The sequence below is a fragment of the Lactobacillus sp. UMNPBX16 genome (assembly GCF_002553775.1).
GTDB lineage: Bacteria > Bacillota > Bacilli > Lactobacillales > Lactobacillaceae > Lactobacillus > Lactobacillus crispatus.
Genome location: NZ_PCYU01000048.1, coordinates 1 through 21,621 on the forward strand (window position 1 = coordinate 1; position 21,621 = coordinate 21,621).

The 21,621-nt window shown below is 33.9% G+C and carries 21 protein-coding genes and 1 pseudogene; 19 read left to right on the top strand and 3 right to left on the bottom strand.

Translation table 11 applies throughout. The features are described 5' to 3' along the window. Positions 1-897: 897 nt before the first annotated feature. From CP367_RS09440 to CP367_RS11150, 3 genes are all read right to left on the bottom strand, one after another. Positions 898-1,926 (bottom strand): hypothetical protein, encoded by a 1,029-nt coding sequence (locus CP367_RS09440; RefSeq protein WP_089146256.1) that lies wholly within the window; start codon positions 1,924-1,926, stop codon positions 898-900. 17 nt (positions 1,927-1,943) lie between these two features. Beyond that, positions 1,944-3,209: a GTPase HflX gene (hflX, locus tag CP367_RS09445; protein WP_089146257.1), complete on the bottom strand. Its 1,266-nt coding sequence runs from the start codon at positions 3,207-3,209 to the stop codon at positions 1,944-1,946. A gap of 143 nt (positions 3,210-3,352) precedes the next feature. Next, entirely contained in the window at positions 3,353-3,478 is a 126-nt protein-coding gene (locus CP367_RS11150; RefSeq protein WP_255404450.1) for a hypothetical protein, read from the bottom strand. 110 nt (positions 3,479-3,588) lie between these two features. Here CP367_RS11150 and CP367_RS09450 point away from each other — a divergent pair, with 110 nt between their 5' ends. The 19 genes and pseudogenes from CP367_RS09450 to CP367_RS09545 all read left to right on the top strand — a co-directional run bounded on the left by CP367_RS09450 (position 3,589) and on the right by CP367_RS09545 (position 20,870). Next, entirely contained in the window at positions 3,589-3,849 is a 261-nt protein-coding gene (locus CP367_RS09450; protein ID WP_089146258.1) for a type II toxin-antitoxin system RelB/DinJ family antitoxin, read from the top strand. Positions 3,850-4,080: 231 nt separating this feature from the next. Then, entirely contained in the window at positions 4,081-5,133 is a 1,053-nt protein-coding gene (locus tag CP367_RS09455; RefSeq protein ID WP_035443211.1) for an LCP family protein, read from the top strand. Between the two features lie 22 nt (positions 5,134-5,155). After that, complete coding sequence (locus CP367_RS09460) at positions 5,156-6,034, top strand: YveK family protein (RefSeq protein WP_089146259.1); 879 nt, start codon at positions 5,156-5,158, stop codon at positions 6,032-6,034. Positions 6,035-6,048: 14 nt separating this feature from the next. After that, a complete protein-coding gene (locus CP367_RS09465; RefSeq protein ID WP_089150836.1) occupies positions 6,049-6,834 on the top strand; it encodes a CpsD/CapB family tyrosine-protein kinase in 786 nt (261 codons plus the stop codon). Next, positions 6,834-7,604 carry a tyrosine-protein phosphatase gene (locus tag CP367_RS09470; protein ID WP_089146261.1) on the top strand — a complete coding sequence of 257 codons (771 nt, stop codon included), beginning with the start codon at positions 6,834-6,836 and terminating at the stop codon, positions 7,602-7,604. The genes CP367_RS09465 and CP367_RS09470 overlap by 1 nt, the downstream gene beginning before the upstream one ends. A gap of 105 nt (positions 7,605-7,709) precedes the next feature. Beyond that, entirely contained in the window at positions 7,710-8,360 is a 651-nt protein-coding gene (locus CP367_RS09475) for a sugar transferase (protein WP_180707092.1), read from the top strand. 424 nt (positions 8,361-8,784) lie between these two features. Then, positions 8,785-9,488, top strand: a pseudogene (locus CP367_RS11070) (glycosyltransferase). Between the two features lie 13 nt (positions 9,489-9,501). After that, the gene (gene pssD, locus CP367_RS09490; protein ID WP_089146107.1) at positions 9,502-9,951 is read left to right on the top strand and encodes a PssD/Cps14F family polysaccharide biosynthesis glycosyltransferase; all 450 of its coding nucleotides are present in this window, start codon (positions 9,502-9,504) and stop codon (positions 9,949-9,951) included. 2 nt (positions 9,952-9,953) lie between these two features. Continuing rightward, a complete protein-coding gene (locus tag CP367_RS09495) occupies positions 9,954-10,448 on the top strand; it encodes a glycosyltransferase (RefSeq protein ID WP_089146108.1) in 495 nt (164 codons plus the stop codon). Next, positions 10,445-11,512 (top strand): glycosyltransferase, encoded by a 1,068-nt coding sequence (locus CP367_RS09500; protein WP_089146109.1) that lies wholly within the window; start codon positions 10,445-10,447, stop codon positions 11,510-11,512. Before CP367_RS09495 ends, CP367_RS09500 begins: the two co-directional genes overlap by 4 nt. After that, entirely contained in the window at positions 11,490-12,056 is a 567-nt protein-coding gene (locus tag CP367_RS09505) for an acyltransferase (protein WP_089146110.1), read from the top strand. Before CP367_RS09500 ends, CP367_RS09505 begins: the two co-directional genes overlap by 23 nt. Positions 12,057-12,105: 49 nt before the next feature. Beyond that, positions 12,106-13,128, top strand: coding sequence for a glycosyltransferase family 2 protein (locus CP367_RS09510; RefSeq protein WP_089146118.1), 1,023 nt, complete (start codon positions 12,106-12,108; stop codon positions 13,126-13,128). A gap of 23 nt (positions 13,129-13,151) precedes the next feature. After that, positions 13,152-14,339, top strand: coding sequence for a hypothetical protein (locus CP367_RS09515; RefSeq protein WP_089146111.1), 1,188 nt, complete (start codon positions 13,152-13,154; stop codon positions 14,337-14,339). Between the two features lie 19 nt (positions 14,340-14,358). After that, positions 14,359-15,318 carry a glycosyltransferase family A protein gene (locus CP367_RS09520; RefSeq protein ID WP_089146112.1) on the top strand — a complete coding sequence of 320 codons (960 nt, stop codon included), beginning with the start codon at positions 14,359-14,361 and terminating at the stop codon, positions 15,316-15,318. Between the two features lie 23 nt (positions 15,319-15,341). After that, on the top strand, positions 15,342-16,220 hold the full coding sequence (locus CP367_RS09525) for an SP_1767 family glycosyltransferase (protein WP_089146113.1): 879 nt from the start codon (positions 15,342-15,344) through the stop codon (positions 16,218-16,220). 86 nt (positions 16,221-16,306) lie between these two features. Further along, positions 16,307-17,773, top strand: a complete 1,467-nt coding sequence (locus CP367_RS09530; RefSeq protein ID WP_089146114.1) for a flippase — start codon at positions 16,307-16,309, stop codon at positions 17,771-17,773. Further along, complete coding sequence (locus tag CP367_RS09535) at positions 17,770-18,576, top strand: beta-1,6-N-acetylglucosaminyltransferase (RefSeq protein ID WP_089146115.1); 807 nt, start codon at positions 17,770-17,772, stop codon at positions 18,574-18,576. The genes CP367_RS09530 and CP367_RS09535 overlap by 4 nt, the downstream gene beginning before the upstream one ends. 31 nt (positions 18,577-18,607) lie before the next feature. Further along, entirely contained in the window at positions 18,608-19,624 is a 1,017-nt protein-coding gene (locus CP367_RS09540; RefSeq protein WP_089146116.1) for an acyltransferase, read from the top strand. A 211-nt stretch (positions 19,625-19,835) separates the two neighbouring features. Further along, positions 19,836-20,870 (top strand): IS30 family transposase, encoded by a 1,035-nt coding sequence (locus CP367_RS09545; RefSeq protein ID WP_014567885.1) that lies wholly within the window; start codon positions 19,836-19,838, stop codon positions 20,868-20,870. Positions 20,871-21,621: the final 751 nt, after the last annotated feature.

Consider the following 21,621-nt stretch of genomic DNA (forward strand, 5'->3'; position numbering starts at 1 on the left):
AAAAGAGCTAGTCAATGCGATTACTTCTAAATTGAAATATCGGAATACTAGCGTAGACGTTGGTAAGAGAAATGGAAAGCACGAATAGTCCAAAATGTATGAAAATAAAACATAGTCATACATTTGCTTACATTTTTCATAGCAGAAAAATTATCTGCATAATCGATACTGGCGCAATACTTTAATTGGTAGCTACCTCAATGTTGCTCGCACGCGTTATCATCATGATCGGGCAATTATTACAGTAGGAAGGGTAATCCGAGTGAAAATTTTATATTATCCTACTCAGGATTGGCATTGGACACGCAATCAATTCATTGCGGCTAGCCAACTGGAAAATTTTACAACCGCCTATAATTATATGAAGCACAATTATGCTTGGTATAACAAGCTATTGATTCATCATGCGTTACGTCATTGGCGTAGAATAAGCGCTTCTAAACATTGCAATAAATTCTAAATCATATTAAAATAATAAAAGAAAAGGAGCTAGCGAGTACCAGTCGCTAACTCCAATCGTAACTTAAGATGACTGTTGTTTCGGCTAATCCTTGTGATTAGCTTTTTTTGTTATCGCATACGCAATAGCCAAACGAATAGCGAAAACGCCTAAGGCATTCAGCACAATCGCATACGCAATAGCCCAAGCAATCATTTGGAAGCCTACTTCTCCAGTCTACCCAATTATGCATAGCTTCCACCTCCATAACTTAAGAATTGATCGAGGGGTGTGTAGCCATGCTAAAGTTACTAAGTCTTAGCGGTAGCTAACCGCTGCAATAGACCTGAGTATTATTTTACATGAAGATTGTTGAACAGACTACAATATTTGTTACTATCTAAAACGGCTCAAGCAGGATGTACAACTGCTTGAGCCGTTTTGCATATCAACGTATTTCATTTTCGATGCTTTACAATCTGTTTATTTTTCAATGTGCTATTTTGCCTGAAAAATCTGAAACTGTAGCTATAATGTTTGCCGATTTGTACACGGTACTTGTGCGTGTTGATTAACTTGGTTTTGCCAGGTCGGTAAGTGATCGTTGTTGTGTAGCCGTCACCATAAAGAGCAGTGCCGAAGTTGCGCACCTGTGTCGCTTGCCGCTTTTTCTTGGTGGTCAAATCCGTGATGTAAATTTTCGGCTGACCAGAAATTCGCTCGGTTATTGAGTAAGACCATGGCGTTTTACCACCAACTAATTCGTAAGGAAAAACGCCGGCAGCTGGATAAACGATTCGGCTTTTCACAGGCTGACGCAAAATATCATCGGCAAATAGTCCATGTTCAACAGAATACAAGACATTATTTTCAGTGCCATAGGCAGCACCAATTCCCATTCGGGTGGCTCGCGTCGACAGGATCATACCACGGTGACCAATGTTGCCATTACCTGCAATATTATTATCTTCACGTATCAGATCGGTAACGATCTCGCCAGCCGTGGTTCCGCTAGTTGATTCTGAAAAATTGATATTGCCCAATGTGGTATTTTCCGCTGTATCCCAGTCAGTATCACTGATATAGCCAGGCTTGACGTAACCTTGTAAGCCGTGAGCTCGCAGATTTTGCTCCGCGTTAACTGAAGCTAGCGCTGCAGCACCAAGTTGTGCGTTAACGTTATCATTAGCATAATTGGCGTCATCAGGCAGTCCAACCAATGAGCGGTAATAATTAACATAAGCTATTGAAGTTTTGATGTAATCAGGGTCAAGCACTCCTGCTGAAAAAGGAATACCAAAATTTGGCTGCACGGCAAAGAGCGTAGCCTGATTGTAATTTTTCTGGCTCAAACGATGATAGCTTTTTTGAAAAGTGCGCACCTTTTTTGCCTCACTAGCACTATATTTAGCAGCCATTACAGGCGTGTTAGTAGGAACTAACAAAAATGTGAGGGCAAAAAGGAACAGCAGATTATGTTTTTTCATATTTTTTCCTAGTCTAGTTAGGCCAAATATTGACGGAAGCGTCCTTGGTCGTCGGGCGCGATGTTCGCTTCGATGTGGACGCCATCGTCTTGGTAGTCTTCACGTAAAACTTGGGCGCGATCATGCAGGTAAGCCAGTTCCTTGCCTGCGCTTAGTGGTAGGATCAAGTCAAACTTTTCATAGTTGGCAAAAACGCGCTTGGTGATCAAGTCGGCCAGTAGTTTGATCGATTTTGGATCGATGGCGGAATAAAGAATGTCGTCGCCTTCGATCTGTGGGTAATTGCGATCAGTCTTATCAGCCTTGTTGTAGGCGGTAATCATCGGAATTTCCTTAACGCCAATTTCATCCAAAACGTTCTGTGTTGTCCGAATCATTTGGACCATGTTCGGGTCAGAGGCGTCAACAACGTTGATTAATAAATCAGCATCACGCGTTTCTTGCAGAGTAGCCTTGAAAGATTCGACCAAGTTGTGGGGCAGTTTAGAAATGAAACCGACAGTGTCAGACAGAATGAAGCTAAAGTTGTCTTTCAAGTCGATCCGCCGCACACTGGTGTCAAGCGTAGCAAAAAGCATGTTTTTGACAAAGACTTCCTTGTCGGCTCCTTCTTTAGAAAATTCACGCAATAGTCCGTTCATTGTGGTTGATTTACCGGCATTGGTGTAGCCAACAAGAGCGACTTTAGGGATGCGGCTTTGGTTGCGCCGTGCTGCTTTGATTTCTTCCTGGCCGGCAACAGCCTTCAATTCTTTCTTGATGGCTGAAATTTGCTTGCCAATTGTCCGCCGGTTCAATTCTAGTTTACTTTCACCGGCACCACGGTTAGCGAAGCCACCACCACGCTGCTGGTCCAAGTTGTTCTCGGAGGGATGCAAACGGGGAAGTTCGTATTGCAGCCGTGCTAGCTGTACCTGCAATTTAGCTTGCTTGGTCCGCGCTCTGTTAGAAAAGATTTCAAGGATCAATTCCGTGCGGTCAATAACTCGCATTTTGGTTAATTTTTCTAAGTTGCGAATTTGTACGGGAGTCAATTCGTCATTAAGGACTAAAACTTTTGCTTTTAAGCCTTGAGCCATAGTTCTAATTTCATTGATTTTGCCGACACCGAAGTAAGTTCCGGCGACAATTGATTCTGCGTTTTGAAAACTTTGTCCAACTACTTCCATATTATTTGCTTCAGTCAAGTTGGCTAGCTCTGTCATGTAGTAGTCGAAGTTGGGGTCGTTTAAGTTTACGCCCGCGATATATGCTTTTGTCTTTTTAGGTTGATTATCAATCATAAAAACACCTCGTTATTTGTTGTTAAGTTTATTGTATTACAGATGCTTATAATAAGGAAAGAAGTGGAATTGATTGGAAAGAGGTAGAAAAAAAGCGGTCAAATGACCACTCGTAAGATGTGTTTTGAAGGATGCAAGTAGAATTATTTATTTTTATGCTGATCTTTCTTATTCACTACTGCTATAGTTCGTGTAACTACTTCAACTTCATTAGGCTTGCCTTGAAAATATGTTTCAAATTCTTTAATTGATTCTTCAATATTTAGCATAATTAATCAACTCCTATCAATACTTAACATAGTTGTAGATGCTTTTTGCTAGTTTAGTCTTATTTATATGATACAATGTAAGTACAATGTAAGGCAAGGTGATAACAACAATGAAAGATACAAAGATTACAGCTCGTATGGATCCTGAATTAAAGAACGAGGCTGAAGAATTATTGGCGGATATGGGATTGAATTTTTCGGTTTGGATTAACATAGCTACGAAAGCTTTAGTTAATGAAAGAAAAATTCCATTTGAAGTTAAAGCAAGTCCTTTTTACAGTAATGAAAATATGAATGTACTTAAGACCAGGTATGAAGAATATAAAAAGGGGACTTCAATTTCTCATCACAAGCTTCTGGAGGATAATTGATGACTGTCAGATGGAAAGATGAAGCTTGGAATGAGTATGTAAACTGATAAAATTAAAGTAAGGAACAAACATACATAGAAAATACATTAACTCTGTAGCATGCATTCCATTTTTGAGGGATGCATTTTTCATTTCTACTCAAAGTATTTGCCGCATGTAAACCTTTTAAGGGTGGTCAAAATGGGTTCTTGAGTATATAATAATAACGATTATAAGATTAAGAGGATTAGAATGGAAAATAACGCAGAATCAAGTAATAAACCGATACATCGTCATCGCCATCATCACCACCGTCGTCACCGTAAGTTCTGGCGCGGTTTTTGGATTGTTATTGGCGTGATCATTGTAGTCGGTCTTTTTGTTTGCGGGATGATCTACAAGAATTTGCGTGATACGACGCAGAATATGTACACCCCCGTTGCTAAGACTACCAAGAGTAATAAAGGACGTACTCTTGATAATTTGCTGAATGAGAAAAAGCCAATTAATATCCTATTATTAGGTACAGATACTGGTGCCATGGGTCGTCACTGGAAGGGTAGAACTGATACCATCATGATGATGTCGATCAACCCTAAGACCAATAGTACAAGCATTGTCTCAATTCCACGTGACTCAAACGCAATCTTCCCAGATTACCCACAATATGGTGTAACTAAGATTAACTCAGCTTATACATTAGGCGGGGTTAGCGAAACAATTAAGACACTTGATAAATATTACAGTGTTCCAATTGACGGCTACATCATGATCAATATGGGTGGTTTGAAGAAGGCAATTGACCAAGTTGGGGGAATTGATGTAACTTCTCCATTAACTTTCAACAATATGGGTTATAGCTTTGTCAAAGGCCAGACTTATCATATGAATGGTAAAAAGGCTTTAGCATTTGCTCAACTTCGTCATGGTGACCCTCGTCAGGATTATGGTAGACAAGAGCGTGACCGCTTGGTAATTATGGCTTTGCTTAAGAAGTCTGTTTCACCTTCAACTTTGCTTAATTCAAGTTTCTTGAATTCCATTTCTAGCGAGATGCAGACTGACTTGACTATGAATCAAATGTACAAGATTGCTATGGATTACAGAAAAGCCACTAACAATCTTTCCCAAGATCATGCTCAGGGTGTAAGTAAAGAAACGCAAAACCCTAAGTTTGGCACTATGGAAATTGAAGTGGTAAGTAGAGAAGAGCGTCAACGAGTTTCTGATAAGATCAGAACGGCGCTAGAATTGCCACATGTTAAGGTAGCTGCTAACAAGGCTAGCTATATTATGAATCGTTAATCGTTATTAAAGGAAAAGGTAAATGGAACAAGAGCAAAAGCAAACTGAAAATACGATTGATCTTACTCAATTGCTACAAATTTGCCGTCGCCACATCTGGGCATTGATTATCTGGAGTGTCGGTCTGGCTTTAGTCGGCTGGGGCGTCGCTAATTTTATTATTTCACCAAAGTATACTTCTAATGCACAGATCTTGGTTAACCAAAAGGCTAACAAGAATGACCCGAATGCGGCATATAATACTCAACAAGCCAACATGCAAATGGTTACTACCTATAAGGATATTGTAACTAGTCACGTTATTTTGCAAGATGCTTCTAATCGTTTAGCTAACCCAGTTAGAGTGGTAAAAAAGGCTAAACCTGCTAAGTACAAGACTAATGCAGATGGCCGCCGAGTATTGGTAAGAAAGGCTCAACCAGAAGTAGTTGAACGTAGCGGTAAGAGCTACAGCGTTTCTACTAGCGAATTAGCTAAGAGCGTTTCAGTTAATACCCAACAACAATCACAGGTCTTCTCAATTTCTGCTACTGCAGATACACCTGAAAAGGCAAAGGTTGAAGCTAACGCTGTAGCGCGTTCATTCAGAGATCAAATTCCTAACATCATGAACATTAACAACGTTACGATCGTTGCGCCAGCTACTAATGGCAGTCAATCGTCACCTAATGTGAAGCTCTTTACTTTAGCTGGTTTTGTCATCGGTTTGGTCTTAAGCTTTGCCGTAATTTTAATTCGTGAAATGACCGACACTACAGTTAAGGACGATGCATTCTTGACTGATAACTTAGGTTTGGTTGACTTAGGTCAAGTTTCCCACTTCCATGTGTCATCATCATTTACTATTAGAAGAAAGAAAAATAATTCTAATGGTCCTAAGCGTAGAAGCCGTCGAGTATAGGAAAGGAGAAGCGAATGTCATTATTTAGAAAAAAACGTGGTACCGATGATACGATTAAGCATGGTGCCAAATTAATCACAGTTGCTGATCCTCGTAGTGCGGTAGCTGAACAGTTTAGAACGATTAGAACTAACATTAACTTCATGGCAGTTGATGAAGAAATTAATACTTTAGCCTTTACTTCAGCCAACATTAGCGAAGGTAAGTCAACTGTAACTGCTAACGTAGCGATTACTTATGCCCAAGCTGGACGCAAGACTTTATTAATTGATGCCGACTTGCGTCGTCCAACTTTGCACAGTACATTCAACGTTAAGAACAATACTGGTTTGACAACTGTTCTTACTTCAGAAGCTGACGAAATTAACTTAAATGATGTAGTTGAAGAAAGTGGAATTGATAACTTGTCAATCTTGACTTCTGGTCCAATTCCACCTAACCCAGCTGAATTAATCGGTTCACGCCGAATGGAAACCTTCATTGAATTGGTTAAGTCACATTACGATATGGTTATCATTGACTTAGCTCCTGTTCTTGAAGTATCCGATACGCAAGAGTTGGCTAGTCACCTTGACGGCGTAGTCTTAGTAGTACGTCAAGGCGTTACGCAAAAGGCTGGGATTACTAGAGCAGTGCAAATGCTGAAGTTTGCTAAGGCTCGAATTCTAGGCTACGTTATGAACGATATTAGAGCTGAAAACGGTGGCTATGGTTACGGCTACGGGTATGGCTATGGTTATGGATATGGCGCTGAGAAGAAAAAGGGCCTGTTCGGTAGAAAAAAGAGTGACGATCAATAATGGTTTTAGTCGATATTCACTGCCACATCTTGCCTGGCATTGATGATGGCTCAAAAGATTGGGACACTTCAATTAAGTTAGCCAAGGCTGCGGTCAAAGATGGCGTAACGCATGCGATTTGTACGCCGCATACACTGAATGGTCGTTACACTAACCATAAGGATGATATCGTCTGGCTGACTGATCTCTACCAACAGAAGCTAGATGAGGCCAAGGTGCCGTTGACGGTTTTCCCAGGGCAGGAAGTTCGCTTGTCGGGTGACTTAATTGATGCGCTTGATAACGATGATATCCTGTTCTGCGATGAAGACGGTACTTATATGCTGTTGGAATTTCCAAGTGAGGACGTGCCAACTTATGCGCAAGACACGATCTTCAAGATCATGCAGCGTGGGGTGACTCCGATTATCGTGCACCCGGAGCGCAATAGCCGCATCTTGAAGGAACCCGAGATCTTGCAAGGGATGCTGGAACAAGGCTGCTTGGTGCAGATCACTGCTAGTTCTTATACAGGAATCTTTGGCAAGAAGATCGAAGAGATGTCACGTAAGTTGATTGCAGCGGGGCAGGGATGCACCTTTGCTTCGGATGCGCATGACTTACCGAGAAGACAGTATCAATTAAGCGAAGCTTACCAAAAGATGAGCCACGAATTCGGCCAAGACTTGGCCCAACAGTGGCAAGATAATGCTCGCAGCATTATCAATGGTGACCCAGTTCAGATGGATTGGCACCCATTGAAGCAGAAAAAGAAGTTCTGGTTATTTTAATTTTTGATGTAAATATGCAAGTTTGCATCTAAGCTGCATAGAGCGTGGTAATATTAACAGAGAGTGTATTTAATAGATCAGAGATTAGAGTATAAGAGGAATATGATGGTAATGGAGAAGCTACAGGTTAATCCGGCAAAAGTTAAGGGACGGCCCGTATATCATACAGTTAAGCGAGTATTTGATATACTAGCCAGTGCATTGGGATTAATTATATTATCTCCGTTGTTTTTGTTTTTAATAATAAGAATCAGACATGAAGATGGTGGCCCGGCCTTTTATTCGCAAGAGCGAATTGGTAAGGATGAAAAGCCATTCAAGATGTGGAAGTTCCGTTCAATGGTTGTGAATGCTGACCAAATGCTAGATCAACTAGAAGACGAAAACGAAGTTGACGGAGCGATGTTCAAGATCAAAAATGATCCAAGAATCACCAAGATTGGTCACACGATTCGTAAGTACAGTCTTGATGAATTACCGCAGCTTTGGAATGTTTTGATTGGTGACATGTCATTAGTTGGTCCTCGTCCACCATTGCCAAGTGAAGTAGCTGAGTACACTGACTATGATAAGCAACGTTTGCTAGTTATGCCAGGCTGTACCGGGCTATGGCAGGTTACACGCCGTAGTGAAGCGGACTTCGACGAGATGGTTTGGTTAGATATCGTGTATATCAACCATTCCGGCTTGTGGGAAGATTTTAAGTTGATTATTAAGACAATTGGGGTGGTTATTCATCCTAATGGAGCGTATTAAAATTATGAAAAAACTGCTTGTAGTTGCTAAATCATTAGGCGGTGGTGGCTCTGAAGTCGCACTTATTGAATTTTTAAATCATTTGGATGAAAGCAAATTTGACGTAACTTTACTTCTTTTAGATAAAGATATGGAGTATAGATATCGTTTAAAGAAAAAAATCAAAATTAAGTATATAAAATTTGATAATAAATTTTATTATTTATTTGCTTCAATGTATGCATTGCCTGGAAAGATAATAAAAAAAATCAAATTAAATAAATATTTCCCAATTTATGATTATTTAGCCATGCATTGTAAAATGCCATGTTTACCAAATTATGATATGGCAATTGATTTTTATGGTTATGGATCATTTACTACTGCCTTTGTTGCATTAAATGTTAAGGCAAATAAAAAAGCATTTTGGCTTCATGACGAAAAAATGCCATGGATAATAAATGTGGATAAATATTTTGATGTTTATGACAAAATATTTGGCGTATCCCAAGCAATAAAAAGGACATTTACAAATATATATCCTCAATATAAAGAAAAAGCTGATGTTTTTTATAATGTAATAGACATAGAAAATATTAGAAAAAAAGCTACAGAATTTTATCCTACAGAATTCACAAAAAATACATTTAATATTGTAACAGTTGGAAGATTGACTGAGCAAAAAGGATATGACGTATCAATCAAGGCTGCTAAAAAATTATGTGACAAAGAGATCAAGTTTAAGTGGTTTGCTATAGGTGATGGCAAAGATAGGTATAAATTAGAAAAATTAATAAAAAATTAAATTTAAGTAATAATTTTATTTTATTGGGAAGACGAGATAATCCATATCCATATATAAAAAATTGTGATATATATATTCAATTTTCAAGGCATGAAGGATATGGATTATCGGTATTAGAAGCTAGAGCATTAGATAAACCAATTATAGTTTCGAATCTGCCTGTTTTTAAGGAACAAATAACAGATAAAAAGAATGGAATAGTGGCTCATTTTGATGAAAATAGTTTATTTAGAAGTATTGAAGAATTATACCAAAATGATAAGTTGAAAAATGAAATTAAAGCAAATGTACTCAGAGAAAAGATTAATTTTGATGGTCAGATGAGCAAATTAGATTGCATTTAACAGAGGAAATATTATGAAAATTTGTTTAGTTGGTTCTAGTGGTGGACACTTAACACATTTATACATGTTAAAGCCTTTTTGGAAAAATAAGGATCGTTTTTGGGTAACTTTTGATAAAGAAGATGCTCGAAGCAAACTTAAAGGTGAGAAGATGTATGGATGTTATTATCCTACTAACCGCAATCTTAAGAACTTAATTAAAAATACTTTCTTGGCTATTAAGGTACTCCGTAAAGAAAAACCTGATTTAATTATTTCAAGTGGAGCTGCTGTAGCAGTTCCATTTTTCTACATTGGTAAGTTAATGGGCGCTAAAACAATCTATATTGAAGTATTTGATCGCTATGATAAGCCTACTATTACAGGTAAATTAGTCTATCCGATTACTGATAAGTTTATCGTTCAGTGGGAAGAAATGAAGAAAGTCTATCCTAAGGCTATTAATTTAGGGAGTATTTTTTAGTTATGATATTTGTAACTGTTGGAACGCATGAGCAGCCGTTTAATCGTCTAGTTAAAAAGGTGGATGCATTGGTTGCTAATGGATCAATTCAAGAAGAAGTTGTCATGCAAACAGGTTTTAGCACTTTTAAACCAGAACATTGTAAATGGCAGAAAATGATGTCATTTGATGAAATGCAGCAAAATTTAAAAAATGCTCGAATTGTTATTACTCATGGTGGACCATCTAGCTTTATTGAAGCTTTGCAATTTGGCAAAGTCCCAATTGTAGTGCCTAGACAAGAGAAATTTCATGAGCATGTAAATAATCATCAAGTTGATTTTACTAAGTTAATTGCAGAAAGAATGAATAATATCATTCCTGTATATGATATAGATGAATTAAATAAAACTATAACAAAATATAGCGAATTTGTCAGAACAAAAGATTATAGTAAAAAAAGTAATAACAGCCGATTTAATAGAGAATTAGAAAAGATAGTAAATGGTTTAGTATGAAGATATTATATATTTGTACAGTTGATTTTTCTCTTACTGGAATACCAATACATATTAGAAACTTCTACAATGTGTTAAGCAAAAGCAATCAAATAGATATTGTTTCAACTAATTTTTCAAAAGATATTCTTGATACGATGCCTTTACGTAATGGTACTAAGCTCTATGATATTCCAAGGGGAAAAAATCCACTTAAATATCTAGTAAAGCTAAGGAAAATTGTAAAGAATAATAACTACGACGTCATACATATTCATGGTAATAGTTCAACGATGTTGTTGGAATTACTAGCTTGCAAAAAAACAAATTCACTACTAATAGTTCATACGCATAATGTACAGTATAGATCAGAGTTGTTAAATAAAATACTTTTAAAACCTATGTTGAAAAATGCAAATTTACTTTTTGCTGCAAGTAGATTAGCAGGGAGTAAGCTATATAAAAATTATAAATTTCATGTTATTAACAATGGCATTAAGGTATCAGATTTTCAATTTGATAAAATCAAACGATTGAATATACGAAAGCAATTGAAGCTCTCCAAGGATTGCATTCTGTTAGGAAATATAGGAAGGTTTTCTGAACAAAAGAATCAAGATTTTCTAATTCGGATAGCTAAAAGTTTAAATTTGAAAAAATATCATTTTCTATTAATCGGTGATGGTGGAGAAGATTTTTCAAGGAGAATAGAACAACAAGGTTTAAAAAAACATTTTACCATTTTACCTGCATCTAAAGACATAGCAGGCTATTATTCAGCATTTGATATATTTCTTTTTCCATCTAAATGGGAAGGTTTAGGCATGGTGGCAGTTGAAGCACAATATGCAGATCTTCCATGCATAGTTTCAAACACAATTCCTAAAGAAGTTCAAATAAGTAAGAACTTAGAGTTTGCACCACTGGATCCAGACGAGTGGATTAAAAGGATACGAAAAACTTTAATTTCTAGAAAGAGTACAATCTATACTGAAAAATATGAAATAAATAATTGTGCAGATAAATTGATGAAACTATATAGAATTGGGATCAAACAAAAATATGAGCATAAAAAAAATACTTAAATGGGGCTTCAATTATCTAAGATTATTACTGTTAAAGATAAGATTTAAAAATAGAATTATCATTCAATTACGCACAAAAAAAGCCCATGAACATCCACCTTATATAGCTTGGAGTGCAAAAATTGATATAGGTCCAAGTTCTAAACTTATATTAAATCAGAACTCTTATATTAGTCCTCACTGCCAAATAAAAGGTTTGGAGAACTCCACTATTAATCTGAAACCGTATGTTTATATTGGAAACTACAGTAGAATAATAGCAAGAAAAGAAGTTATGATACAAGAAAATACATTAATTGCTGATAATGTATCGTTATATGATCATGATCATAGGTTTTTAGACAAAAAAACACCTATAGCCGAACAAGGATTTTGTGCATCAAGTATTTATATTGGGAGAAATTGTTGGCTAGCGACCAATGTAGTCGTGCTGAAGGGCGTGAATATTACTGATCATGTTATTGTTGGTGCCAATGCTGTGGTGACAAAAAGTTTGGATAGGGCAGGAGTCTATGGTGGAATACCTGCTAGATTTATTAAATAAATATATTTATGTAATTGATAAGTATAATCGTTGTGTAGGAAGAGGTAGAATGTACTATTTAATTTCGGTAATTATCCCTGTTTATAATGTTGAGAAGTATTTGACTAAATGTATCGAATCAGTTTTAAAACAATCATATCAAAACATGGAAATTTTATTGATTGATGATGGCTCAACTGATAATAGTGGAGATATTTGTGACATGTATGCAAATCAGTATTCCTGTATAAAAGTATTTCATAAGAGAAATAGTGGACTGGGACTCACAAGAAATTATGGTATCAAAAAAGCTGTTGGAAATTATATAACCTTTGTAGACAGTGATGACTATATAAAAGAAGATTATTTACTGAAATTAATTACACCAATCATTAATAATCCAAAGGTTGATACTGTAATTGGTGGCTTTGTTCAGGTTGATGACGCTGGAAAGATATTATTTTGTGAAAAGTATAATCAACAAGTCTATAAAAATAAAGAAGTAAGAAATAATCTTTTTCCTAGAATGTTAGGGAGTATGCCTGGAGTTCGTGACTCAATAAAACCAATGGTTTGGAATTGTCTTTATTCTCGAGAATTAATAGATAGATATAACCTAAAATTTGTTTCTGAGCGTCAGTTAATCAGTGAGGATGTTGTGTGGGATAGTGATTATTATCAAGTTTCAAAGATGGCTGTAATCATTAACTCAGAAGAATATTGTTATTTATATAATGATAAATCGCTCTCTAAAAAATATGATAAAACTCGTTTTTCCAGAATCATTATGTTTTATAGTTATATGGAGAAAAAACTCACTAAAATACATCTTGATGATAACGCTAAGGTACGATTAAAAAAAGGTCTATTCGTAGCACTATCAGTTTGTATTTTACAAACCAATAAATTGCCTATTTTTACTAGTTATAGTGAAATTAAAAGAATGTGTAAAAACGATTTAGTTGTTAGTTATATAAATACATACCCATTGAAAAAGCTAAATTTTAAGCAACATTTCTTTTTATTTTTGGTAAAAAAACGTTTTGTGTTTGCATTAACAATTTTAAGTAAATGTGGACTTGTGCATAATTAAAAATCATCTGAGAGAATTAGTTTATGAAGATCAAGATTGACAAAATAATATTATTTTCCTTCTGCATCACATTAATAGGTAACGCTTTAGATTATTTGCATATCGAAATTTCAACAGGTTTAACATATTCCATAATGCTCTTACCTATTATAGTTTCTTTTGTGATAATACTATATTTAATCTTAACTAAGCGGCTAGTGAATACAAAGTTTAAATATTTGTTTGAAATGAAATGGGGAATTTTAGTCTTTATAGTTTTTTTGATAATTTCTACTATTAAAAGTATACAAACTGACATGTTTACTTGGGGAACAATAGGGGAGAGTATAAGATTATTAGTACCATTTATTTATGTATTCATAATAATTAATTTTTTGTCAAACGCAGAAATTGAATTTTTTATGCGTTTTTGTTTGTTAGTTGCTACATTATGTTTTTTAATAACAACTGATTATTCAAACTTGACTATGTCAAATATTTTGTCTATTTCCTTTTCAAATTCATATTCACCATTTGAAAATTTTGAAGTTTCTTTATTATCGTGGGCTACATCGATTTACTTTATATATAATTATAGGAAAAATAAAATCTGGTGCCTTTTGTCGGTGGTGCTGGTGTTTTTAACTTTTAAAAGAGTGTTTATAATATCAACTATTATACTTATTATATGTGTGTTTTTTAAGTTTACAACCAAAAAGATAAATGGTCTAATTTTAGTTCTTAGCTCATTATTTTGGATCATGGCTAGCGAATTTTATTTGTATTTATTAAAACCAGCAAATTACTTTTGGACTATGAATACACTGCATTTTGATGTTGTAAATTTTTCTATGTCTCGGGCTTATCGAGTTTGGTATTTGTTCCAAAATGGTTTTGAAAGTTATGGATTAGGATCTACTACTCAGTATCTAACTAAGGCTTTCAATTTGGGATTAACTGGTAAGTCATTAGGTGTTACCTTAGAATTAGATTTAATAAAGATTCTTATGGAGTTAGGAATATTAGGCGTTACAATATTTGTGATTTCATATTTTGAGATTACTAGAAAAAATTTGTATTCATATTTTGTAATTAGTTTACTGTTTTTACAACTTTTAATGGCTAATGGATTAACTCGATATCTAGAATTTTCAATTATATTGACAACAATTGCACTGATACATTATAGATTTAACTCTGAAAAAGATGCTAAGACCGTGAAAATGAAATAATGGTGGTAGGAGATATTTTATGCACGATAAAGTAAGTGTGATAGTAACTGTATTTAATAAAGTTGACACTATTCAAAGATGTTTGGAAAGCCTCAATAAACAAAATTTCAAAGACATCAGAGTGTTTGTAATTGATGATGGTTCGACTGATAATTCAAGTAAGATAGCTAAAGAGTTTTGTGAACAACATGAGAGATTTGTATATTATCATCAGAATAACCAAGGAGTATCTTCTGCGCGTAATTTTGGCTTAAGGTTAGCAACGGGAGATTTTATATTCTTTGTTGATGGAGATGACTATATTGATAATGACTATATTCAGACTTTTATGTTGTACAGTAATTATGATCTAGTTGTCGGGGGATATAAACAAGTTTTACAAAATAATAGTATTGTTAAAACGGTCAAGCCACCTAAAAAGCAATTTATGTTTCAATCATGGAATACTTTTTTTGACGAGAATACTTTTGAATATATTGGGCTTCCCGTATCTAAAATGTTCAAAAGTGAGATAATAAAAAAATATAATCTGCAATTTGATGAGCAGAAGGATTTTGGGGAAGATACTATTTTTGTATTTAAATATCTATCAAAATGTAGAATGATTCAATACATTTCATACGCTGGTTACGATAATGATATATATTTAACTAATACGTTATCTAGGAAAGCTAGAGATGATAGTTGGGAAGTAAACTTCAATTTGGTTAAAAGTTTGAGTCAGGTAATAGATTGCGGATTTGACAAAAATTGGACTTTTCTGTTTATGAGAGCTATTTCACTAGCTTTACGATCAAGTGAAGATGATATTAGTTCTTTTAGAAAGACATGGCTAAAAATAAAGCAAAATAAACAATTTAAAGAGCTAAAATTCAGAAATATAACTAGTAATAATAAGAGAATTTTGTATGTATTATTATTGCTAAATGCACATAAAATAACTTATAAGATCTATAAAAATAAAAGAAAGTCCAGATAAATTTTTAGTTAAAGTGTTTAAAAATGATTGGAGATACTATGATCAATGTAAAGGGTATGTTTTATCAATTTTTAAGTAAGAGAATGAAATTTAATATTAAAGTTGAAGATAGTAATAAAACTCTAGATACTATATTGAAGAAAAATTGTTCAGTTATAAGATTTGGTGATGGAGAATTTGACTTAATCAGAGGAAAAGATATAGCTTATCAAGATTATAATCCAGAATTATCTGAGAAACTAAAAGAGATTATTCTTAAAGGCAGCTACGGTAATACAATTATTTGTTTACCTGATGTATTTGAAGGACTTGATAGATATACTGACAGTTCAAATACTTTTTTTTATAGAAGATTTTTTGTTCAAAATAGATCTTTTTTGAAACGTATAGAAAAGACTAACAACTTATACGGCTCAACATTTATTTCTAGACCATATATTGATCTAAAAGATAAAAGTAATTCTCAAAATTTCTTTGCTTCATTAAAAAAAATTTGGACTGGTAAAAAAATTTTAATCGTGGAGGGAGAGTATACTAGGGCTGGTGAAGGAAATGATTTGTTTAATAGTGCAAAATCAGTGAAAAGAATCATTTGTCCATCGAAGAATTCGTATTCTAGGCTTCAAGAAATTGAAAGTGCTATTATTAAAAACAGCGGAGATAGAATTGTGCTTTTGATGTTAGGACCCACTGCAAAAGTAATTGTTAATGATTTAAATATGTTAGATAATCAATTGATAGATTTAGGGCACATCGATTCTGAATACGAATGGTTTAAGATGGGAGTAACTAATAAGGTTAAGTTAAAGAACAAACATACAGCTGAATTTAATTATGATCAGAATATTGAATTGCCTGAAGATGAAAAATTTCAAAGTGAAATTTGTAAAAAAATTATTTAGGTAAAAGGCCAGTAATTAATGTTGTTGATTTTTATCTAATGTCCTAACTTTAGATTGGGATAATTTTAAAAAGGGTTTAATGAATTTTGAAAAGAAGATCTTTACGAATTAATGCAGTTTTAAACAGCATTCGAACAATGCTTAATATAATCTTTCCCTTAATAACTTTTCCATATGTTTCTAGAGTGCTTGGTGTCAGTGGAATCGGAATTTATAATTTTTCTAGCTCAATAGTTAGTTACTTTATTTTAATAGCTGCTCTTGGAATCAATACTTATGCAGTTAGGGAAGGAGCACGTTTAAGAGAAAATAGAAGTTTAATAAGTAATTTTGCAAGTCAAGTTTTTACAATAAATATATATTCTACAATAATAGCTTATGTATTGCTTGCTGTCTGTTTAGTTATTTTTAGTCAATTAAGAAATTACATTTTATGTATTCTAATATTTAGTATACAAATATTTTTTAATACCATAGGACTAGAATGGATATATCAAATTTTTGAGGATTATACGTATATCACATTTAGAAGCATATTGTTTCAAATCATTTCTTTAATATTGTTGTTTCTTTTTGTCCGTGATAAGAATGATTATTTGATTTATGCAGCGATCACCGTTTTTTCTTCAGCAGGAGCAAATTTACTGAATTTTATCCATTCTTTTCATTTTTGTGATGTGAGATTTGTTCTTAAGGTTGATTGGAAAAAACATCTAATTCCGATTTTAATATTATTTTTCACAGCTGTGTCTAATATGATCTATTTAGATTCTGATGTGACTATATTAGGCTTAATGAAAAATTCATATGTAGTTGGAATTTATAGTGTCTCAGCAAAAGTTTATAGCATAGTAAAGACAGTTATCTCAGCTGTTTTGATAGTAACTGTACCTAGATTAGCAATGTTGTTTGGAAATCGCAAGTTAAAGCAATATAATAACATTCTCTCAAATCTTACTAAGACTCTGATTGTACTAACCGTTCCTGCATCTGTTGGTTTATTTATGATATCAAAGACGGTAGTGTTAATAGTAGCCGGAGAAAAATATTTGCGTGCAACCACATCCTTACAAATTTTGTGTTTAGCCTATGTGTTTTGCATACTCTCTTGGATATTAAACGACTGTGTGCTTATTCCAGCGAGGAGGGAAAAATACGTTCTTGCAAGTATGACCACAAGTGCAATTATAAATGTAATATTTAATTTGTTATTCATTCCTTATCTAAGTGAAAATGCAGCTGCAATTTCAACCGTGTTAGCAGAGTTTTGTATGATGGTAATGAACTATTACTATTCAAGAGATATTGTTCGCAAAGTGCTTTTATCGAAGAGTGTATTCAATAACTTTATTACGTCCGTTATAGGTGGGATTGGAATTGTTGTTGTTTGTCTACTCTGTAACCAATTGATCAGTTCTTTAGTACTTAATACTATCTTGTCTATAGTTCTATCAGTGCTTGTATATTTATTTATCTTATTAATTTTAAGGAATGAAATTGTTATTGGATATTCTAAAAAAATTCTACAAAAAATGGAAAGTAGTATAAAATGAAACATGCAATTTGTGTTATAGGCTATGGATCCGATGCCAAAGTTCTTCAAAAGACTATAGATATTTTAGACAGTAGTGATATAGATTTTTTTATACATTGGGATAAAAAATTCAAACTTCCTAAATTACACAGTCATAATTCTAATATTAATTTTATAAAAAATCGAATTGCTGTAAATTGGGGGAGTGATAGTCAGATCAAAGCTACACTACTTCTATTGAAAAAGGTTAATAAACAAAATAAGTATGATTACGTGCATTTGATATCAAGTATGGATATTCCATTGATGACAAAAGATTATTTTGTGGAATATTTTAAAAATGATGTGTATTTGGGGTTTGACGAAAAATTTACATATAGAGATGCTATTTCTAGAATCGGGTATTTTTATCCCAATATTGATTTTAGAAGACATAGACATATTGCTAACTTTATACGCCGGTGCAATAAGATATTGGGAATAAACAGAATAAGAAATCAATCAGTGATAAACAAAGGCCCCAATTGGTTTTCAATTAAAAGTCAATATGTAGATGAGATTTTGAATAGCAACTTAAGTATGTTCATGCATAGTTGTTGCGCTGATGAGATTATTGTTCAAACGATTTTAAAACGATTTAAAGATAAGCAAATAAAAACAAAATCCGATAATAAACAAGCGCTAAGGTATATTGATTGGCAAAAAGGAAATCCATATGTTTTTACAATAGAGGATGCTAAAAATTTAAGATCTAAGATCAATACTAATTTTGCGTTTGCACGAAAAGTTGAAGATCCAAATGTGGTAGACAAAATATTTTAAGTAAAAAATGTAAAAAGGTAAAATTCAACATATGAAAAAAAGAAAAAGTAATATTGAATTATTAAGAATAGTATTAATTTTAATGGTAATAACTTTGCATTACTTTAATGGCAATATGGGTGGTGGATTAAAGCATGTAATAAGTGGTTCATCTAACTATTATTTAGCTCATTTATTAGAATCATTTAGTATTATTGCTGTAAATACTTTTGTAATTATTACCGGCTATTTTTCTTATAAAAAGAATAATATTCGAATAGCTAAGGTACTAAATTTAGTAGCAATCATGATCTTTTGGGGCTTGCTACTTTCACTGATAACAGTATTTGTGTTACGTCCTCAAAATACCACAATTTTTGTGGGAAAGGATATACTAGAAACGACTACTAATCAGTGGTTTGTAATAATTTATTGTATTTTATATCTTTTAATACCTTATTTAAATAAAATGATTTCTGAAATCAATCAGAATAGTTATAAATGGCTATTAGGTATTGGGTTGTTCTTCTTCTATTTTTGGCCTTCATTTTACACGAGGGTAACTGTAAATGATGGAGGCTATGGAATTATTAATTTTGTTTATTTGTATTTGGTAGGAGCTTATATCAGTAAATATCATAAAGAAGATAAGCAAATTGTAAAGCCTTTCATTGTTTACCTATTATGTACTTTGGTGGTCACAATATTTAGTTTGAAGATTGGAAGAGCTTGGGATTATTGCTTTATTTTTAATTTGATTGGCAGTGTGGCCCTTTTTCAGGTATTTAGGTCTATTAACGTTAAGCATAATAAATTCATAAATTACTTAGCAACGTACACTTTTGCTGTATATTTAATTGATGTGAACGAATTCTTTAATAAGTTCTTGTATCGTACATTATTCCATAGCAATGAGTACTGGAATAGTAATGCAATGATTTTAAATTTAATTATTTCGGTTATTGGTATTTATATTATTTGTATTATTTTGGAATTCTTGCGTCGTCTAATATTTGGAAGATTGTTTGCTTGGCTTATAAGTAAAGTTAAGTTGAAGATTGAAGCCTGAGTATTAGTTGAGTATATGAGTGTATAGGGGAACTTAAAGTAGGAGATGAACTTACAATATGTCAATGTTGTGGGTCACCTTTTATTTTTTGCTAAAATTAAATTGAATAACGGCCCTGAATTGTCAAATTAAGTGCAACACTAAATGTTAAACAAAAAGGCCATGAAGACCTAAACTTGAAGTGACGAAAAATCAAGAAAGGAAGATCTTCATGACCAACTCAAATTCTAGCATTTCTAAACACTATCATCAATTAACTAGCGTACAACGTGGTCAGATTCAGGCAATGCTGGATTCTGGCATAACTTCCCGTACTGTCATCGCTCAAGAAGTTGGCTGTCATAAATCGACAATCAGTCGCGAAATCAAACGCGGAAGCGTCCTGCAAAGAGACAGCAGCTATTTGTTATATGAGCACTATTACGCTGATACTGCACAGATTTATTATGAGAAGCGTCGCCAAAACTGCTATCAGCGCAATCCATTGAAGCATTATGCTGTCTTTTTGAGAATGCTCTCCAGACGCTTTAAAGCTAAATTTGATGCCACCAGCATCGATGAGTTCGTTGGTGAATTCAAAAGGACTATGCCAGGCTACCCTTGTCCCAGCACACCAACCGTCTATCGCTATATTGATCAGGGCTTGCTGGACATAAGCAATATTGATCTGCCTATGAAGCTCAAAAGACGCAGGAACAAGCGTCATCACAGCCATGGCGGTCACGCTTTGCACAAGAAGCATCTTGGCAATTCCATTGAACAGCGTCCTAAGGAGGTTGAAGACAGAAAAGCTCCGCTGCACTGGGAAGGAGATCTGGTTAAAGGCGTCAGACGCAAGAATCAGCCTGCTTTAATGACTTTGACTGAAAGAACCACACGCTTTGAAGTAGTTATCAAGATTCCTGACTATCGGGCAAGCACATGCCAAAGGCTGCTTCAAAAGGAGATTGACAGACATCCTGCCTGGTTTAAATCAATCACGTTTGACAATGGCTCTGAGTTTGCGGATATGACCAAGATCAAGGGCTGCCAGATTTACTTTGCTCACCCATATTCTCCATGGGAAAGGGGCACCAATGAGAACTGCAATGGTCTTTTGCGTCAATTCTTCCCTAAGGGCAAGAGCATGAAAGACAAGTCAAAAGCTTATGTTCAACAGGCAACTGATGCCATTAACCACAAATATCGCCGAATCCTCCAATATCACACAGCAGAGGAACTCTTCAAGCAATATATTTCTTCATAGCCTAACTGTTGCACTTAATTTGACAATTCAGGATCAAGAAGTATTGCAAAATTGATGAAATAATATCATTTTATTATAGAGGACTATGTCCTCCCTTTTTTATGCAATAAAAAATCTGTTAACAGCTTATCATATTGATAAGTCATCAACAGGAAAAATTATAGAACTAACTTTATTAGCTATAAGGACTTTCAATACATTTGGTTGTTTGACACTTACTTTTCGATCCGTAGTTGATTAAGTATCACTTGAACATTAGTTTGTAATGGAGTATCATTTTAAGAAAACTATGAAGGAAGTGATTAATATGTTTTTATTTACAAATAAGCTATTTAAGTACTCATATTTTTTATCATCATTATTACCATTGAACTCTTTGATGATACTTTGGTTTACTTTAGTAGAGGATAATAAAAACACTCTATGTTTTAGGTTCATTGAAATAAGTTTTATTTCTATTGTGGCAATTCAAATCATTTCCCTAGTTTGTTTAATCAGTCAAATAAGTAAATTGAAAAATTTTACTAGGCATCAGGGAAAAGAAGTAATTTATATTAAAAATAAGTATAATAGTGGGGTTAGAGATTTTTTACTTAGTACTTTTTTACCTATATTAACTAGTTTTTCTTTTAAAGATAATGTAATAGCAGCTTTTATTATGGTTATAATCTTTCAATTATGTTTATTTGTTTTTTACTTAAAATCATCGGATTTTATGCCAAATATAATTTGAGACTGTCAAGAAGTTTGT

Bases quoted from the DNA above. Each gene is read 5' to 3' on its own strand.
- CP367_RS09520 (WP_089146112.1), top strand. From the start codon at position 14,359: ATGCACGATAAAGTAAGTGTGATAGTAACTGTATTTAATAAAGTTGAC.
- CP367_RS09505 (WP_089146110.1), top strand. From the start codon at position 11,490: ATGAGCATAAAAAAAATACTTAAATGGGGCTTCAATTATCTAAGATTA.
- CP367_RS09500 (WP_089146109.1), top strand. From the start codon at position 10,445: ATGAAGATATTATATATTTGTACAGTTGATTTTTCTCTTACTGGAATA.
- CP367_RS09545 (WP_014567885.1), top strand. From the start codon at position 19,836: ATGACCAACTCAAATTCTAGCATTTCTAAACACTATCATCAATTAACT.
- CP367_RS09535 (WP_089146115.1), top strand. From the start codon at position 17,770: ATGAAACATGCAATTTGTGTTATAGGCTATGGATCCGATGCCAAAGTT.
- CP367_RS09460 (WP_089146259.1), top strand. From the start codon at position 5,156: ATGGAACAAGAGCAAAAGCAAACTGAAAATACGATTGATCTTACTCAA.
- CP367_RS09465 (WP_089150836.1), top strand. From the start codon at position 6,049: ATGTCATTATTTAGAAAAAAACGTGGTACCGATGATACGATTAAGCAT.
- CP367_RS09540 (WP_089146116.1), top strand. From the start codon at position 18,608: ATGAAAAAAAGAAAAAGTAATATTGAATTATTAAGAATAGTATTAATT.
- CP367_RS09495 (WP_089146108.1), top strand. From the start codon at position 9,954: ATGATATTTGTAACTGTTGGAACGCATGAGCAGCCGTTTAATCGTCTA.
- CP367_RS09515 (WP_089146111.1), top strand. From the start codon at position 13,152: ATGAAGATCAAGATTGACAAAATAATATTATTTTCCTTCTGCATCACA.
- CP367_RS09455 (WP_035443211.1), top strand. From the start codon at position 4,081: ATGGAAAATAACGCAGAATCAAGTAATAAACCGATACATCGTCATCGC.
- CP367_RS09475 (WP_180707092.1), top strand. From the start codon at position 7,710: ATGGTAATGGAGAAGCTACAGGTTAATCCGGCAAAAGTTAAGGGACGG.
- CP367_RS09450 (WP_089146258.1), top strand. From the start codon at position 3,589: ATGAAAGATACAAAGATTACAGCTCGTATGGATCCTGAATTAAAGAAC.
- CP367_RS09525 (WP_089146113.1), top strand. From the start codon at position 15,342: ATGATTGGAGATACTATGATCAATGTAAAGGGTATGTTTTATCAATTT.
- CP367_RS09440 (WP_089146256.1), bottom strand. From the start codon at position 1,926: ATGAAAAAACATAATCTGCTGTTCCTTTTTGCCCTCACATTTTTGTTA.
- CP367_RS11150 (WP_255404450.1), bottom strand. From the start codon at position 3,478: ATGCTAAATATTGAAGAATCAATTAAAGAATTTGAAACATATTTTCAA.
- CP367_RS09470 (WP_089146261.1), top strand. From the start codon at position 6,834: ATGGTTTTAGTCGATATTCACTGCCACATCTTGCCTGGCATTGATGAT.
- CP367_RS09510 (WP_089146118.1), top strand. From the start codon at position 12,106: ATGTACTATTTAATTTCGGTAATTATCCCTGTTTATAATGTTGAGAAG.
- pssD (WP_089146107.1), top strand. From the start codon at position 9,502: ATGAAAATTTGTTTAGTTGGTTCTAGTGGTGGACACTTAACACATTTA.
- hflX (WP_089146257.1), bottom strand. From the start codon at position 3,209: ATGATTGATAATCAACCTAAAAAGACAAAAGCATATATCGCGGGCGTA.